The organism is Microcoleus sp. Pol11C2 (genome assembly GCF_036701505.1).
Lineage (GTDB): Bacteria > Cyanobacteriota > Cyanobacteriia > Cyanobacteriales > Microcoleaceae > Microcoleus.
Map to the genome: position 1 here is coordinate 95,690 of NZ_JAUBQX010000018.1, position 16,577 is coordinate 112,266.

18 protein-coding genes are annotated in these 16,577 nt (G+C 44.2%); 10 read left to right on the plus strand and 8 right to left on the minus strand.

What is annotated here, in order from left to right:
- Positions 1 to 70 precede the first annotated feature (70 nt).
- Positions 71 to 745 carry an N-acetylmannosamine-6-phosphate 2-epimerase gene (locus QUA42_RS13155; RefSeq protein ID WP_333137652.1) on the plus strand — a complete coding sequence of 225 codons (675 nt, stop codon included), beginning with the start codon at positions 71 to 73 and terminating at the stop codon, positions 743 to 745.
- Positions 746 to 957: 212 nt separating this feature from the next.
- Here QUA42_RS13155 and QUA42_RS13160 read toward each other — a convergent pair whose 3' ends face one another.
- Complete coding sequence (locus QUA42_RS13160; protein ID WP_333052282.1) at positions 958 to 1,317, minus strand: phage holin family protein; 360 nt, start codon at positions 1,315 to 1,317, stop codon at positions 958 to 960.
- A gap of 214 nt (positions 1,318 to 1,531) precedes the next feature.
- Between QUA42_RS13160 and mrdA the strand changes: the two genes are divergently transcribed.
- Positions 1,532 to 3,346: a penicillin-binding protein 2 gene (gene mrdA, locus QUA42_RS13165; protein ID WP_333137653.1), complete on the plus strand. Its 1,815-nt coding sequence runs from the start codon at positions 1,532 to 1,534 to the stop codon at positions 3,344 to 3,346.
- 557 nt (positions 3,347 to 3,903) lie between these two features.
- On the opposite strand, the gene QUA42_RS13170 is transcribed toward mrdA, so the two are convergent.
- Together QUA42_RS13170 and QUA42_RS13175 are read right to left on the minus strand one after the other, a co-directional pair.
- A complete protein-coding gene (locus QUA42_RS13170; RefSeq protein WP_333137654.1) occupies positions 3,904 to 4,176 on the minus strand; it encodes a hypothetical protein in 273 nt (90 codons plus the stop codon).
- A gap of 309 nt (positions 4,177 to 4,485) precedes the next feature.
- A complete protein-coding gene (locus tag QUA42_RS13175) occupies positions 4,486 to 5,517 on the minus strand; it encodes a hypothetical protein (protein ID WP_333137655.1) in 1,032 nt (343 codons plus the stop codon).
- Between the two features lie 102 nt (positions 5,518 to 5,619).
- On the opposite strand from QUA42_RS13175, the gene QUA42_RS13180 reads away from it, so the two are divergent.
- Together QUA42_RS13180 and QUA42_RS13185 are read left to right on the plus strand one after the other, a co-directional pair.
- Positions 5,620 to 6,555 (plus strand): metallophosphoesterase, encoded by a 936-nt coding sequence (locus QUA42_RS13180; RefSeq protein ID WP_333137656.1) that lies wholly within the window; start codon positions 5,620 to 5,622, stop codon positions 6,553 to 6,555.
- A gap of 27 nt (positions 6,556 to 6,582) precedes the next feature.
- On the plus strand, positions 6,583 to 7,065 hold the full coding sequence (locus QUA42_RS13185) for a PD-(D/E)XK nuclease superfamily protein (protein ID WP_333137657.1): 483 nt from the start codon (positions 6,583 to 6,585) through the stop codon (positions 7,063 to 7,065).
- A gap of 86 nt (positions 7,066 to 7,151) precedes the next feature.
- On the opposite strand, the gene QUA42_RS13190 is transcribed toward QUA42_RS13185, so the two are convergent.
- Positions 7,152 to 8,027 (minus strand): DNA adenine methylase, encoded by an 876-nt coding sequence (locus QUA42_RS13190; RefSeq protein ID WP_333137658.1) that lies wholly within the window; start codon positions 8,025 to 8,027, stop codon positions 7,152 to 7,154.
- Positions 8,028 to 8,301: 274 nt separating this feature from the next.
- Here QUA42_RS13190 and QUA42_RS13195 point away from each other — a divergent pair, with 274 nt between their 5' ends.
- The 3 genes from QUA42_RS13195 (at position 8,302) to QUA42_RS13205 (ending at position 10,091) form a co-directional block, all read left to right on the plus strand.
- A complete protein-coding gene (locus tag QUA42_RS13195) occupies positions 8,302 to 8,505 on the plus strand; it encodes a DUF751 family protein (protein ID WP_190657763.1) in 204 nt (67 codons plus the stop codon).
- A 342-nt stretch (positions 8,506 to 8,847) separates the two neighbouring features.
- Entirely contained in the window at positions 8,848 to 9,240 is a 393-nt protein-coding gene (locus QUA42_RS13200; protein ID WP_333137659.1) for a PadR family transcriptional regulator, read from the plus strand.
- 317 nt (positions 9,241 to 9,557) lie between these two features.
- Entirely contained in the window at positions 9,558 to 10,091 is a 534-nt protein-coding gene (locus QUA42_RS13205) for a cofactor assembly of complex C subunit B (RefSeq protein ID WP_333137660.1), read from the plus strand.
- 374 nt (positions 10,092 to 10,465) lie between these two features.
- On the opposite strand, the gene QUA42_RS13210 is transcribed toward QUA42_RS13205, so the two are convergent.
- Complete coding sequence (locus QUA42_RS13210; protein ID WP_006635576.1) at positions 10,466 to 10,789, minus strand: DUF3155 domain-containing protein; 324 nt, start codon at positions 10,787 to 10,789, stop codon at positions 10,466 to 10,468.
- Between the two features lie 106 nt (positions 10,790 to 10,895).
- Positions 10,896 to 11,063 (minus strand): hypothetical protein, encoded by a 168-nt coding sequence (locus QUA42_RS13215; protein ID WP_333137661.1) that lies wholly within the window; start codon positions 11,061 to 11,063, stop codon positions 10,896 to 10,898.
- 115 nt (positions 11,064 to 11,178) lie between these two features.
- On the opposite strand from QUA42_RS13215, the gene QUA42_RS13220 reads away from it, so the two are divergent.
- From QUA42_RS13220 to QUA42_RS27760, 3 genes are all read left to right on the plus strand, one after another.
- Positions 11,179 to 12,573, plus strand: coding sequence for a sensor histidine kinase (locus QUA42_RS13220; protein ID WP_333137662.1), 1,395 nt, complete (start codon positions 11,179 to 11,181; stop codon positions 12,571 to 12,573).
- Positions 12,574 to 12,601: 28 nt separating this feature from the next.
- Positions 12,602 to 13,294 carry a hypothetical protein gene (locus QUA42_RS13225; RefSeq protein WP_333137663.1) on the plus strand — a complete coding sequence of 231 codons (693 nt, stop codon included), beginning with the start codon at positions 12,602 to 12,604 and terminating at the stop codon, positions 13,292 to 13,294.
- A 287-nt stretch (positions 13,295 to 13,581) separates the two neighbouring features.
- A complete protein-coding gene (locus tag QUA42_RS27760; RefSeq protein WP_445301314.1) occupies positions 13,582 to 13,692 on the plus strand; it encodes a hypothetical protein in 111 nt (36 codons plus the stop codon).
- A gap of 247 nt (positions 13,693 to 13,939) precedes the next feature.
- Here QUA42_RS27760 and QUA42_RS13230 read toward each other — a convergent pair whose 3' ends face one another.
- Together QUA42_RS13230 and QUA42_RS13235 are read right to left on the minus strand one after the other, a co-directional pair.
- Positions 13,940 to 15,472, minus strand: coding sequence for an ATP-binding protein (locus QUA42_RS13230; protein WP_333137664.1), 1,533 nt, complete (start codon positions 15,470 to 15,472; stop codon positions 13,940 to 13,942).
- Between the two features lie 170 nt (positions 15,473 to 15,642).
- Positions 15,643 to 16,577: GAF domain-containing sensor histidine kinase (locus QUA42_RS13235; protein ID WP_333137665.1), on the minus strand; the 935-nt coding region annotated here is incomplete at its 5' end.

Consider the following 16,577-nt stretch of genomic DNA (forward strand, 5'->3'; position numbering starts at 1 on the left):
AGTTACATTCTTTTTTTGAACTGGTATAATTTGTAATTCCCAATTACCAATTCCCCATCCGCAATTCCCCATGATTAATTGTCAAATTCCTACAGGATTAATTGTTTCTTGTCAAGCACCTGCTGATTCGCCGCTGCACGATCCGATCGTAATTGTGGCAATGGCGCGAACCGCTATCAATCGAGGTGCATCGGGCGTGCGGATTGACACTCCGGGTCACATTGCAGCGGTGCGAAAACAGATATCCGCTCCCATAATTGGGATTTGGAAGCAGCAATTGCCGGGATGCGAGATTTACATTACTCCTCGGTTTGAAGACGCGCGGGCGATCGCCGCCTCGGGAGCCGATATTATCGCCGTTGATGCTACTCTGAGAAACCGTCCTTCCGGCGAAGAGTTAAAGACGTTAATCGCGCGAATTCACAGTGAATTGGGTAAATTAGTGATGGCGGATGTAGATACAATAGAAGCTGCGATCGCGGCAACCGAAGCGGGTGCAGATACTGTAGCAACTACTCTTTTTGGCTATACTGCCCAGACGGAAAATTTATCGCCGCCGGGATTTGATTTGCTTGCGGAAATGGTAGAAAAGCTTAAGGTTCCCATTATCTGCGAAGGCGGGATATCGGGGCCGGAAATGGCTAAAAAAGCCTTGGATTTAGGAGCGGTGGCTGTTGTTGTGGGGACAGATATTACTGGGATTGATATTAAGGTGACAGCCTATAAGGCGCTGATGGGGAAGTAACTTCGGCAACGGATTTAACGGATTTAACGGATTGAAGGCAGTTCGGCAACCGATTGTTTAACGGATTTAACCAATGTAACGGATGTAACGGATGGAAGGAAGAAGGGAGAAGAAATATTCGGCGAGAGAAATGGCTTGTAGGCAAAGGAAACGCGCCAGCTAAGGGTGGGAAATAGCGGGCGATTTCCATCACCCTTTATCAGGGGAAGTTGCTAAATCAGTGCGCCGTTGATAAAGCTGCTAACTACAGCTAAGGCGATCGCCCCCAGTACCGCGCTCCAAAGACCCATCCGCAAGCTAAATCCTTCAACTAACTTCGCAGCCGAGGCAAAAACAATCACGTTCATTACAAAAGCAAAGGCGCCGGAAAGCAATCCCAGCGTCAGCAAGTTCGGCACGAAAAAAACTGCTTTTAGGATTGGCAAAATTAAAACATTCAACATTCCCAAAACCGCAGCCGAAATTACTGCTTTCGGTGTGCTGTCAATTTCTACGCCGATCGGCAGTTGAGAAATCAGTAGCAAGCTGCTACCTGTCACCAGCCAAGCAATCAAAAAATCGATCGGTTCCACAGCGCTCGTACCTCCTTAACAGTTGAATTGTTAAAAAAACCTGATATTTAACATCTACCTTAATCAAACAATCCGGCTGATTCGTCTGCCAACAGGCCGAATTTATGTCTGTCACTAAAGAGTGAGAAATTCCAATCGCTGCATTTTCTGCCAAATGATCCGGATGGGAACCGTATCAACCTGTTAGTTGAATAAAAAGAGCAGATTAATTAATATGGCTGGCGATTTTTCTTTTAACTCTAAAATCAGATTCGACAAAAAAGCCTTGGACAACCCTGCACGGCAAGGCAGCCGATCGCTCCAAGTTATGATTTTTATGCTGTTCGTCACTACCTTGGTGACGCTACCAATATTTCGTCTAGCCGAACTGCAACTGGTACAGGGAGCCTACAACCGACAGCGGGCGGAAAATAACCGCATTCGCCCTGTGTCAGTCGCAGCCAATCGCGGTCAAATTTTAGACCGCAACGGCAAAATTTTTGCGGCCAGCCGCGTATCTCGATCGGTCTATGTGTGGCCAAAAGAGCGATCGGCTAAGGAGTGGCAAGAGATCGCTGCTACACTGGGCCCGATCGTCAAACTTCCCGCAGCGGAAATTGTCAAAAAAATCGATGCAGTTGGCTACAGATCAGCCCTGCCAGTGCGAATTAGTAAGGATATCGATGTCGGTACTTTCGTGGCGTTGGGAGAACAAGCTAATACTTTGCGGGGAGTTGAAATTCGCGTAGAATCGAGCCGAGACAATCCCAACCAGCAATTAGCAGCTCACCTTTTGGGATACGTCGGCGAAGCTAGTTTAGATCAATTAAAAGCTAATCCTGCATATCCGATGGGAATGATCGTCGGTCAAATGGGAGTTGAAAAATTAGCCAATTCAACTTTAGAGGGCGTTTGGGGAAACCGTTTAATCGAGGTAAATGCTAAGGGCGAGGAAATCCAAGATTTAGGTGTAAAAGATCCTATTCCCGGCAAACCGGTGCAGCTAACTTTAGATTTAGATATGCAGAAAACTGCCGAAAAAGCTTTGGGCGATCGCCTTGGTGCCGTTGTGGCGATCGACGTGAAAACCGGAGCTCTTTTAACAATGGCTAGTTGGCCGACATTTGACCCCAATATTTTCACCCGCAAGGTGACTCAAAAAGAATGGGATCGGCTGCAAGGGCCAGACAAACCATTTTTAAATCGGGCAGTTCAAGGCTATCCAGTCGGCAGCACTTTTAAGATTGTAACTTCTGTAGCCGGGATGGAGTCGGGCAAGTTTTCTCCTGACTCGACTTTGGTAAGTTCTGCTTCAATTAACATCGGCGGAATTTCCTTTAACGAACACGGCGCCGGTTACGGCGTTATCGGTTTCCGCGATGCTTTAGCCTACAGCAGCAATACGTTTTTCTATCAAGTAGGTATGACTGCTGGGCCGGAAGAAATGGCAAAATGGGCTAAAAAAATGGGCATTGGCGGTACTATTAATTTAGATCTTTTGGGGATAGACGGCGCCAATCACGGTCAAGTTCCGATCCCAGCAGAGAAAAATAAAATGTATGGTGAAGATTGGTACGTAGGGGATACGGTAACAATGGCGATCGGTCAGGGTTTGGTACTTTGTACTCCTCTAGAATTGGCTGTGATGGTGTCAACTGTTGCCAACGGTGGTTGGCGAGTGCAGCCGCATTTGTTGGCTTCTCAAACCAATACTCCTATAACTCAAAAAATTCAAACCGGTATTAAGCCGGCCACTTTAAATGTCGTTAAACAAGGATTGATTGAGGTGGTGAAAAAAGGTACAGGCCGCGGCATGAATGACGGTACTATTCCTTTAAGTGCTGGCAAAACTGGGACTGTGGAAATGCCCGGTCATCCTGACAATTCTATGTATGTGGGTTTTGCTCCCGCTGACAAACCGGAAGTTGCGATCGCAGTTATAGTTGAAGGCGGCGGATATGGTGCTGTAGCGGCAGCACCAATTGCTCAAGAGGTATTTAGAACCTATTTTCAAAAGCAGGGTTTTAAACCTACTAATAAGCCTTTCTAGTCATTAGCTAACTGTGGACTGTTGACTATTCACATTTTTTGCCATACTTCGATCGCACTTTTCTTGATATCTTAGAAAAGTGCGATCGATCAAAAGTTTTCCCCTACCAATCCTCTCACTTCCACGGTCGATAAATTCATCATTTGCGCTACCTGTTCCCGACCCACTCCAGAATTTAAGAGTTGATTTACGAGCGAGCGTAATGTTGACTCCGCAGCTAGTCGTCCCAGGTTCTCTTCCTTATGAGTCTTCAAAAACTCCCCCGTTTCAGGAACTCTAAACCTCAATTATCCTGAAATTAGATGCAATTCTAGTCCCAGCACTTCACTGAACAACCACAGCGTATCGAAAGCGATATTGTTGGCTGCAATCGGCTCATACTGATTGTTTATTAGACGTACTCCCTGTAAAATTGGATTCAGATAATCTCCCGACGGATCATACTGAAAATATTCCCTAACTCCCAAAGCCCAATAAATTTCCGGTTTTGTTTCTTGGTCTTTCGTCTGAGTTGTTTCCGAAGTAATTTATAACACAAAATCGGGAGTAATTCCGCCTTATTCCCCAACTTTATAATTATGTCTTTTGCGGTTTGCCACTCCAAACACCACATAAATATCCGGAGCAACAACCGCTTGGTTGTTCCCTTGTTCATAATAAATGAAAGAATTAGCTGACACGTAAACATCAGAACGTCCTTGAAAGTAAAGCTTGACAGCTTCTACGCTGTAAGTCATGTAATTGCGCGTGATGTCGCTTTCAGCCATCGGCTCTCCGTCGCTGCTGGGATATTCAATTTCTAGTTGTTCGGCTTGAGTTAAAATTGTCATTTTTCAATTTTCCTCAAATTTATTAATTTAATGCGGGGTAAATATGCGTTCTAAGGTTTTTAGTGAGAACTGCATTCCTAGTAGTTTTATGAGGACTGAACTCTTCACTACAAAACTATTTAATTGTGGTCGTGACCGCTGACATGATATGATTTAATGCTAGGATTCTGTCGGTACTTTTAAAAGTTAGATACTCATCAAATAAAATCAACAGCCGTAAAGGACGCAGGGATCACGCTAAATAATTAGGTTATGCGTCCTGGACTTTAAGGCTGGTAAGATGCTGTACAGATACAGACTATTTAAATTCTAATTAATCCCTCTCTCTAAAATAATCATTTGCGAACCAACAACCGGACTTCTAGCTATTAACTTGCCTTCCATATTCGCAATTTCTAACTTGCTGAAATCGAGTGAGTTAGCCTCCTTCCACATCTTGGTTGCTAGTTGATTTTGCTCAACTACGCTGAGCTTGTACCAATCTTCAGCGACTTTTACTGTCAAAATGCTGCTGGAAAAATTAGCTTGAACAGACTCAACTAAACCGCCGCCCAGTCGATTCTTAATGTCAGTAACTTGATTTTGAATCCCAGCAATCAGAGACTGTTCGGGCGTCAGCGGGGGCGGTGGGATAATTTCTACTGGTTGCGGTTTTTCCGGCGCCACTAAATCGGGCAACTTGCTTTTGAATTTAGCAGAGATTGGCTCAGACGGTGCGATCACCTCGGGCGATTTCGGCGTTCCCGAGGCCATAAAATCACCAAAAGTTGGCGGCGACTGCTGCGCTGCTGGCAAAGGCACTTTTGCTACTTTCTCCGGCGGTTTTCCTGAGAAACTGTTGAAAGTTAAACCGACTGCAACGATCAGAATTGCTGCTATGGCGGCGTTTAAAATTGGATCGGACAGCTTCTGGTTCGTAGATGGTGGCAGTAGCGATCGCACTAGCCGCACAATACTTTGCCAAAGTACACCGACGTTCTCTAAAAAACTCCCTTCCCTGCGTTGGGATACCGGCTTTTTATCAACTTTTACAGCAACTTTTGGTGGCACACTGTTAACTTCCGCAGCAACAGCGGGAGGAGTTACTGTTGCTGAGTCAGAAGCGGTGGGCGCGATCGGCTTTACTTGCTGCAAGGGGGGTTCGGCTGGTAATTTTTTGCCTTTTTTTCCCAAATTCCCAATCGATGCCATCAAATTTTTGATTCTCTGATTTTTGGGAACCGCGCTGCTGACATTTTGAGTTTTGCTGCCAGTGGGGGCAGACTTTGCAGCCGAATCAACCTCCGGTGTCGGAGATTGAGAGGGTTCTGGAATTGACTGGTTTAGTTGTTCTTCTGACATTTTCTCTGCCTTGGGGCGTTGCAAATATATCTAAACGAGATAAATTTTAATTGAGCCATCTCAACCTTAATTTATCATTTTATTAGTTGTAACCGAATCAAAATGAGCATCAAACGTCGTCACTTTCTAATTTTAGGCAGTCTCAGCAGCTTTGGTTTTGCCGGAGTCTGGAAAATGTTTCAGCTTCGGACTGCCTGGGGTAAAGACGCCAACGCTGCTGCGCCTTCTAACGTTGAGGCAGAAAGGGCGATGGTCTCTTTGCCGGCCTCACCGCCTATTTTACGCTTTATTTCGGTAGCCGACACCGGTACGGGCGCTGAAGGTCAGTATGCTGTCGCTGAGGCGATGGCGCAATATCACCGGGAAAACCCTTTTAATGTTGCTGTTCTCGCCGGCGACAATATCTACAACAACGGCGAAATTGAAAAAATTAATGCTGTTTTCGAGCGGCCTTATCAGCCGTTATTGCAGCAAGACGTAAAATTTTATGCTTGTCTGGGAAATCACGATATCCGCACTGCTAACGGCGATCCGCAAGTTAAATATGCGGGTTTTAATATGCAAGGTCGCTACTATACTTTTCGGCGAGATCCAGTACAGTTTTTTGCTTTAGATACCAATCACAATGCGGATTGGAAAAATCAGCTTGTTTGGCTGGAAAAAGAGTTGAGTCAGAGCACCGCACCTTGGAAAGTTGTGTTCGGCCACCACCCGATTTATTCGTCTGGCGTATACGGAGTGAGTCAATCTTTTATTAAGACTTTGACGCCTTTGTTTAAAAAGTACGGCGTGCAGCTTTATATCAACGGACACGAGCACAGTTACGAACGCACTCGCTCGATTAACGGTACGACTTATTTAATTTGCGGTGCCGGCGGGGGCACTCGTCCGGTAGGGCGTTCTGAGTGGACGGAGTATTCTGCTAGCCGCCTGAGTTTTGCGACGTTTGATGTCTATGAAGACCGGATGTTTGTCAGTTCTATCGGTACTGACAAACGGGTTTTTGACAGGGGAGCGATCGAAGTGCGATCGGCTTAATTCAGATTATATTCAGGAGCCAACAAAATGAATAGGGGTTTTAGAGCCAATAAAACTGGTTTTGTTTTAGAAACAACTGTAGAAGGTACGTTGAGAGGCCACGGATATCTCGAAATATGCCCTCAGTTGCCGAAAAAGCGCAAGCGAGAGTGGCTCTTAATCTCTACTGAAAATTCCAAGCGATATGCTAAACAGGTTTATATCGGGTCTAGCATTTATGAAACTGAAATAAATGTCGATTTTTATATTGTAAATTCCGGTTTTTTTCCTCGGGGTCTAATTGTTGAGTGCAAGTGGCAAGAAGACAAAGGTTCAGTAGACGAGAAGTATCCTTACCTCAATTTAAATATTAAAAATTGTTATCGGGTGCCAACTATTGTTATAGTGGGCGGTGACGGTATGAGGCAAGGTTCTATCGACTGGTTTAAAAAACAAATTCCTGAAAATCAAAATCTGTTGGCAGTTCACAAGCTCGAAGGTTTTATTACCTGGGCTAACAAATATCTGTAACAGTAATTACCAAACTTTTCCGTGTGGGGCAACCACGTATTGCTCCTACACAATATGCTTAATTAGAGACTTTACTTAAGTAATATTTAAAATGAACGTATTAATAATTCTTTGACTTTTCCGCGTTTGAAACTATTAGAATTAATTCCCCTAGATGCTGATATTTCAAGGAATTTGGGCAGAGGTTTATTTGGAAAAATTTGAGTCTCGCTGTAGATTTTTTCGATAAAATCGCAGTTAGAATTAGATAGCATAACTTTCACGCCCCGTTCTGCAAGTTCTGCAAAAATATCTCTCAGTTTAAGCTGTTCCGATTCTTTGAAATTATCCCGGCTGTAAGTCGTGAAGTTACTGGTGGCACTGAGGGGATAATAAGGCGGGTCAAAATAAACAAAGTCTTCGCTGCTGGTAGCAAAATCCAAAATTTTATCGAATTTTCTGACTTCAATTTGAGCGGGCGCGAGTAAAGATGAAACCGAGCGCAGTAAATCTGCTTGACAAATGTTAGGGTTTTTGTATCGACCTATGGGAACATTAAATTCACCTTTTGAGTTTTCTCTGTAGAGGCCGTTGTAACAAGTTTTATTTAGGTAAATCAGGCGTGCTGCTTTTTCTGTATCTGTTTTGTAGGAGCGCGATCGCACCCAGTAATAATAATCTTGATTGTCCTTGGTATGTTCTAACTGATGATCCTCTAAAAGTAGAATCAGCTCCTCAACTTTATCCCTTACACAGCGATAAGCATTAATCAACTCAGGATTAATATCTGTTAAAACAGCTTGCAAACCAGGGTGCTGCTGTGCTAAGTAAAAAAATACAGCTCCGCCACCCAAAAAAGGCTCGTAGTAAGTTGTGAACTTTTCAGGAAAATAAGGTTGATATTGTCCAATCAACCGAGTTTTGCCTCCTGCCCATTTCAGAAAGGGACGTGGCAAGACGAAAGAAGGTGCGGCAGCAGACATTTATCTAGAAATAACGGCCCTATAATATTTATCACAACTAGAAGTCAATAGAAATACTTCTGAAGTTCTTACCGGAGGTCGCGTGGCATTAAACAGAGAGTGCTGGAGCCATCGGCGAAAAGTTTTCGTTAGAATTATATATGTCAGCCTCGCCGGCAAAAATGCCCGATCGCCCGATTGGCAGATTTAGCTCCGGCTGTGCCAAAATTGTCTAACTCGCTCACAAGTGTTACCAGTCAAAGATCGTGCTGTGACACTTTACCCCACCAAGCTCATGCAAGATTTTATTAATAACGTCTCTCGCTACCCGCGCTTTTTCATTACGATATGTCTGGGAATTTTCTTTTTCCTGTTCGAGCGACTCAAACCCCTGCTCGATCGACCGGCAACTGCCATCGCCCTAATTAGTTCGATTGTAGCGACTTTTGTCTTTCTAACTTTTACACTGCGGGCTATGTTAGGCCTGAGTTCGGTTTAAAGCCAAGCTAGAACGCCAACATCAACGGCAAATTAAGTTAAAACACTAACTCCCAAAGTAACTGCCAACTCTTGCAGGCGATCGCACACTTGACAATAGTCGCTGCGATAGATTGGAAGAGGAAAAAATTGCGCTAGTTACGGCAGTGCTCCTCAACCAAGGGGCAGGCAAACATTACCGAAGTGCAGGACAAGCGTTTGGGGCTATCAACATTCACTGGGGAAATACTGCACCTCTGTTTCCCCGGTGTCCCACTTAATCATTAGGAAGCGGCACACCCCGCCCCGCTTTCCTCTCCCGTTAACCTGACGGTATCACGAGAGTTTCCAGCGGACAAGACAGATGAAGTTTGAACATATCTATCAATTTTTTCAAGACCCCCCTCCTGTTTATCTAAACAAGGAACTAGCGGTGTGTTACATTCTCTCCGTGTTATTGCGCGGAGATTCCTACGGTACAGAACTGATTGGCCAACTAGAGAGGGAATTCCCCATCTACCGACTTTCTGATACCGTTCTCTACAGCGCTCTGAAATTCCTTGAAGATGAAGCCGTAATCACCGGTTACTGGAAAAAAGTAGAAGGACGCGGCCGCCCCCGTCGGATGTATCAAATCCTCCCTGAGTGGCGGCACCAAGCTCAAGACCTCGCTCGTCTCTGGCATGACTACATTGGTCAGGGAAACGGCGCGTCAGAGCGTCGTTCCCGCGCCTTAGAAACTGGTCAGACGGGTTAACCGAGTTGGAATCGGATGCCTAAACCCTGGAGATGCTGGCGCTACTTGCAAAGCGATTTGCCTTCCTTGCCTTCGCTTTGCTCGATCGCCGCACAGCGATTAAAGCAGCTACACTACGTCAGGACTTACGCATTGTCACTTAAGAATTAGGGATGATGGGGAGATATGCGAATTGGGTGATGGAGAGCAAAACGCCTTGCAGAAGAAGCTTTCTGCGAATTTTGATAACAAAGTGTCTGCGTAAGTCCTCGATCGCTTTCTTATGTAAACTTCTGTAAAGTAATAGTAGATAATTTCAATTACACAAACTTCTACCGATGGATACTGCTGTTCTTCCTTCAACATTTGTGCTAACGCTACTGCTGGCTGTTGGCTTGTTTTTCTTCATCAAGGCTTCAGTCAAAGATCGAATCGAACAAGTCAAGCTGGCTTCCGAGAGCGCCCAAGAGTCACTGTTAACCGAGTTACAACAGTATTTTGCCCAGAGAGCTTACCGAGTTGCAGCCGTCGATGCCCCCAACTATAAAGTCACGTTTGAGGGTGTTGTGCGGCCGAGTTGGTTTCTAGCTATTTTTCTAACTCTGCTGAGTGCAGGTGGCGCTCTGTGCTTGGGACTGGTTTTGGGAATGCTAGTTCCTCAGCAGGGTCAAATTTTCCTAGCTTTGGTACTGCTGTCCCCGCTGGCGGGGGTATTTTACTGGAAAAAAGCTGGACGCTCTGAGCAAGTCTCCCTCAAACTCGAATCAGTTGCTGAGTCGGGAAGCCAAACCAAGAGCTTTGTTACTGTCAGAGCTCACCGCGATGAACTAGCAGCCATGCAAAAAGCTTTAGATTTGAAACCGATCGATTAAAAGTTTGACGCGGAACGTTTTTTGATATGCTAGATGCCGTAGTTAGACTTCTAGCTGACAAACCGATGACTCAAGAGTGGCTCTCTCGTTGATAAACCAGTGATAAACCAGTGGCTGTTTTTTTGATCCACTTGTTCGATCGACAAATTGATCGACAAAACAGTCAAAAAAAAACCATTATCGTGAAAGTGCCAATTGTGGCGATCGCCCTTGGGCTGCGATCAAGCCTCTTGCGATGGCTCCTTATACCCTAATTCCTAAGGACTTTTCGCAGAAATTTCAGTTGGCACTCTCCAGACAATGAGAACTCTCGCGCTTTTGTTAAAAGACTTAGAAAAACATTGCTGTCAATGTTTTGAGCTAAACATTTTGAGCTATGCGCGGCTGGCTGACACCACAGGAATTTTTTCTGTGGTAGCTTCCAACATCACCTTTAAGCTGGGAAACAAGAAATGGTTCTCTTCTACGTATTGGGCTCCAAATAAACCTTTTTCAGCCCAGAAGTATCTGTCAGTGGTATGCTCGTTACGCTTGACTAACAGCAAAGCTGGGGGAGCAATGCCTTCTGCATGGATGAACTTGCGAGCCGCTGTTACGGGTTTATCTTCGCCGCTCTCGATGCTATATTGAGGCACACACTCTAAAATTCTGCGTCCTTCTTGTCGGCGGCGACTCTTGCGTTTGCGTCTCCTGGCCAATTTCTTTACCTCCTCTGTGAGCAGACAGTATGAGCAGACAGGTTGTAATGATAGCTACCAAATCCGAGGCCAGTATATCCGTTCTAGCTCAAAATTTCAACTGTTTTTAATATATCGACATAATCTTAACATTCGTGCCGATCGACAAAAGTGTAGGGGTTGTGGTATGGTTGGCCGCAAGTTCCGGCAAGAGCCAAGGTTGGGGATCGGTGGAAGCTGCGCGGAGGGCGATGCGGGGCAATTTTGGTTCATGAAAGCCCCATGCCTTCAACATAGCTGCCTTCTATCAAAGGAAATAAATCTGAAATCTAGAAGTCTCTCATCAGTAATCGGCCGCCGATCATTTGTAATTTACTTAGAATTCCGTTAGATATCTTAATGTGGCGCTCATGTTAATGCCAGCCAGTTCAGAATTTGTCAAACTTTGCCGTTCGCAGGTGGCCATCGCCGTTAGTTTGGGAGCGGAATTCAGCGCGGTATACCTGACACAAGAGTTGGTAGAAGGCAGCGAAGCAAAGTTGGTGCCGATCGCAGTTTACCCAGAAACCTCAGCCGAATCGGAAGAAAATCAGGGGTTGAGGTTGCAATCTTCCGAAAGCTCGACAGTGAAACCGGTACCGCGACTGCTGGCGCCGCCTGTTCGGCCAGTGGAAGAATCAACGGTAGGGGCGATCGCACCCGATCGACTTCCGGGTAAGGAGCGCAGTTCCCATCAGTGCCAAGGCCCGGAGAATTTGTGGCAGCAGCGCAGGCAAATTGTGGCGCCTCTGATACACGAGGGAGCTGTAATGGGACTCCTAGTCAGCGGTCGGCATGACAGGCCTTGGAACGAGCGAGAGGAGGCTCAAATACAACAAATTGCTCGCACCTTAGCCCTAGCCTGCATTTTAGACCAGCGATCGCAGTGGATGCAGCAGGAATTGGGTACGAGTCGGCAAATCCAGGCTCAGGTTTACGACACGATGCACAATTTGCTGCACCAGTTCAAAAGTCCGCTGACAGCGTTGCGAACTTTTGGCAAGCTGTTAGCGCGGCGGCTGGTACCGGAAGACAAAAACCGCAATGTGGCTTTTAGTATTGTCCGAGAGAGCGATCGGCTGCAAGAGTTGCTCGGCCAGTTCGATCGAACTGTTGACACCGGCGAAGCACATCTAAAACTGCGATCGGGCACTTCAGAAAAAGCAATGTCCAATGTGGAATTAATCCGGCATTCTCCTCTGTCGCTGTCACCTGCAGCCAATTTGCAGGAATCCTGTTGTTTTGTGGCAGAAGTCTTAAAACCGCTGTTAATTTCCGCCGAGGCGATCGCATCTGAAAGGCATCTGAAATTGGTCGCCGACCTGGAGGCGAATTTGCCACCAGTCTCAGCCAACGATCGAGCTTTGCGCGAAGTTTTGAGCAATTTAATTGACAATGCTTTGAAATATACCCCTGCCGGCCACCAAATTTATATTAAAGTCAGGTACAAAGCAGCGGATGGCGATCGGGCAGGATACAGCCAATTGCCTGCCATAGCAGTTGCTGTCAGTGACACAGGTTCCGGCATTCCTCCCCAGGATTTAGAGCATTTATTTGAGCGGCACTACCGGGGAGAAAAAGCGCAGACCGAAATTCCGGGTACAGGATTGGGTTTGGCGATCGCGCGGGATTTAGTCCGCCAAATGCAAGGAGAAATAGAAGTATTTTCCCCAGTCAATCCTGAATGGCTGCCATCGGCGGAAACTCATGTATATCCAACCGATTGCGGCACTACCTTTGTGGTTTGGCTACCAGTGAATAAGTAAGGAACTCTATTGCTTAGAGACATTTTTTATGAAGCATCTACCTTTATCCAATCAAATTTCCAAGTTATCAAATTCTTTAAAATTTTTCAAGAAAAACTTTTTTGGTGTACCGTTTTTAGCTTTTTTTAATATTCTGACTATTCTGATTTTGGGCGGGGTGAGCATATACGCCAAACTCAACAACAAGGGACGCGGAGTTGAACGCCTATTTAGCGACCCTTTTAATTTCTGGTTCCCTTACGAAGGCATTTTCACCGGAGTTTCCGAAGTTCTCGGGTGTCTCCCAGTCGCAATTTGTGCATTTACTTTCGGAGTGTTGCGACAAAAATATCCGGGTAGTAGAGCGGCGATATTCTTATTTTTTAGTGCTTTACTCCTGGGAGTCTTTTACCTGGATGACCGGTTTCGGATGACTTTGATTATGTCTCGGTTGGGAATATCTAAGAAATTAATTTATTTGTGTTATGGTAGTGCAGTTTTCCTTTACGGAGTTAAGTTTTGGCGATACATCAAAACCACTCATTACCTGCCATTAGTTGCAGCATTCTTCTTGTTTGCTATCTCGCGGTTAGAGGATATTTTAGAGACTCCAAATCAAGGATTACACGCGATGCTAGAAGATGGCACTAAATTATTAGGTCTTGTGAATTTAGCCCTGTATTTTTGGTACGTCTGTCATCATGAAGTTTGGCGGCATTTCCAGCAAAGCGAAAATCGTTGAGCGCGTCGATGATATTACAAAAAAAGTCGTTTCAGAATTAGGGTATCACTAAGCAACGCCGGCGATCGCATAAAAGCCAAATAATTTCTTTTATAAGGAGCTATCAGGATGTATTAATCTTGTATTTTCGCGCTCAAATCTTGTCCTATATATACAGCATACTCCATGTAGATGTAGAGCGCGAGAAACCGGGTTCCTTGAACAGAATCAGTAATGGTGCGAGAACTGTAAAGAAACCCGGTTTCTGAGGTGCACTTCATCAACCTGGAATACGCTGTATATGGAATATGCTGTATTTTTACGACACAGTTGGTAACGTCTCCGAAGAGATAGTTAAAAAATATATTGAAAACCAACACAATTACAGCGTATCCCAGGTTTATGAAGTGCAGCTTTAGACACGGCAATGCCACTCCCCTACGGGGATTGAGCCATCAGGGGTTTACTTCATAAACCTGTAATCTGCTCTAAGTTAGAAGAATGTGGCTAAAGCCGGAGCGCCTATCCCGACCCCAGAAGGGGGGGTACTTGCTGCGGGTAAAAATTATATCATAATTCCGATTAATGAGCAATTACCAATTAGCAATTATCCTATTCTCATGCAACTGAAAACCGATATATGATCAATTCAGCCAGATAAGTTTTCTAGGCATTAGCTACGGCGATATTAGTGGCTCTACAGATAGTCGGCAGATCAATAATAAACTGCGTTCCCTGCTCTGGCGTAGAAATACACTCCAATTGACCGCAGTGTTTTTCTATCAGAATTTTTCGGCTGATGGACAATCCCATGCCTGTACCTTTTCCTATGGGTTTAGTAGTAAAAAATGGAGTGAAAAGTTTAGCACGAACTGTTTCTGTCATGCCCACACCATTATCAGCAATTGTTACCAGGATGTGGGAAGCCGAGCTAATGTTGTCATGCGAATTGCCGGGTACAACTTCAGTCCGAATCAAAATCTGGGGGTGAAAAACTGCACCATCTTCTCTACTTAGCCGCTCTTCTAAAGCATCTATAGCATTCGCTAAAAGGTTCATAAAGACCTGATTGAGCTGACCGGCATAACAGTTCACAAGCGGCAATGCACCATAGTCCTTTATCACATTAATAGCAGGGCGATCAGACTTAGCCTTTAGTCGGTGCTGTAAGATCATCAAAGTGCTATTAATGCCTTCGTGGATATCTACTGATTTAATTTCAGTTTCATCCAACCGAGAAAAATTTCGTAGAGAGTGAACAATATTGCGAATGCGTTCGATCCCTAACTGCATGGAAGAAAGCAATTTTGGTAAATCATCTATGATAAATGGCAACTCTGCATCTTCTATTTCATGGATAATTTCTGCTTCTGGTTGCGGATAATACCTTTGATAAAGATTCAACATATTAATGAGTTCTTTAATATAGTCGTTGGCGTGGGACAGATTGCCATAAATAAAATTAACCGGATTGTTGATTTCATGAGCGACACCTGCAACTAATTGACCGAGACTAGACATTTTTTCACTTTGAACTAGCTGGAGTTGTGTTTCTTGGAGTTCTTTGACAAAACGCTCTAAGGCAACAGATTTTTGGTGCTCTTTTTCTTCACTGATACGGAGTGCTTTCTCTACTTGTTCGCGCCGCTCTATTTCAGACTGCAAATTCTGACTTATAGAAAAACTTCTCAAAGCTGTTAGCATCGTAGTGTATAGCTTTGATGTCGTTAATTCAGTTTTAGTTTTATAGTCATTAATATCGTAATTGATAATAATGCTTTTTTCAGGGACTTGTCCGGGTTGACCCGTGCGTAAAATAATTCGCACTAACTGATTGCCTAAAACTTCTCGGACATATTTAACAAAGTTTAAGCCAGCATCATCTGTTTCCATAATTACATCAAGTAAGATTATGGCAACATCAGGATTTTCTTGGATTAGCTGTTTAGCTTCACGAGCGGAGTAAGCATTAATGAAGGTTAAAGATTTATTTTCAAAGACAAACTTCCTTAGTGAAATTTCGGTAGCGGTGTGAACTTGAGCCTCATCATCTACAACTAAAATTTTCCAGCTTTCACTCAGTTTTTCTTCTGTGGTTTCATCTGCAAACAATATCTCGTCATCCGAGTCGATTACTTCGGCAAAGTATACTGTTTCTGAAGATGGTTGAGTTAACAAATCGTCAAAATCACTTTTCATTGCTGTACACCTTTATTTTTTACTAATGTTTAGGTTTGAAGTTATAAAACCTGTTAAGAAAAAGGCAGAAGGGAGAAGAGTTACACAGCAACCTTTTCAGTCATCTTTACTTTACTTTTAATGAGGTGGACTTACTTAGTTCTCTTGGTCAGGAAATCAGAATTGGAACTCTACATTGGTGAATCAATTTGCATGGGTAATTTAATAATAAACTTGGTGCCTCTTCCCACCTCACTTAGACACTCAATTTCACCTTTGAGTTTTTGGGTGACTAAATTGTAGACAATATGTAACCCTAACCCACTGCCACCTTGACCACGTTTAGTGGTAAAGAATGGCTCAAAAATTTTACTTAAGTTTTCTGGGGGAATACCTTTACCTTCATCGGCGTATTCAAACCTTAGCCGATTACCTTCTTGCTCCCAATCAAAGATTAGTTCCCCAGAAATCCCTGGTTCGTAGGCATGAATCAGAGAATTGATTAGCAAGTTTGTCACAACTTGGGACAATGCTCCTGGATAAGAATCTATAGCAATTTTGCTATCTCCCTTAATTTTAAGCGAATGTTGGCTATTTTTCAACTTTGGTTTTAATTGTAATAAAATTTCATCAAGATAAGGTCTGATCTGGAAAGTACGTCGTTCTTCGCTAGAGCGATCTACTGCTACTTGCTTAAAGCTTTGAATCAAGGCTGCTGCCCGATCTAGGTTAATTAGAAGTGCTTTACTGCTTTGAGTAGCAATATCGACAAACTCTTCTAAATCCGAGCGCTTCATTTTGCCACTTTTATAAATTGATGCAAATTCTGTGGTATTTTCTGCCAAAGCTGAAGCAACAGTGACACCCACTCCGATAGGAGTATTAATTTCATGGGCAACACCAGCAACTAATCCTCCCAGAGATGCCATTTTTTCAGATTCGACTAGCTGAGTTTGGGTGGCTTTTAAAGCCTCTAGGGTGTTCGATAATTGTTGAGTCCGATCGCTCACTAATTGCTCTAAGTTTTGATTAAACTCCTGTAAATTTTTGTAAAGTTGAGCATTCTCAATAGAAATAGCAATTTGGGAAGATAAAAGTTTTAACAATTCTAGGCGATCGGTAGTAA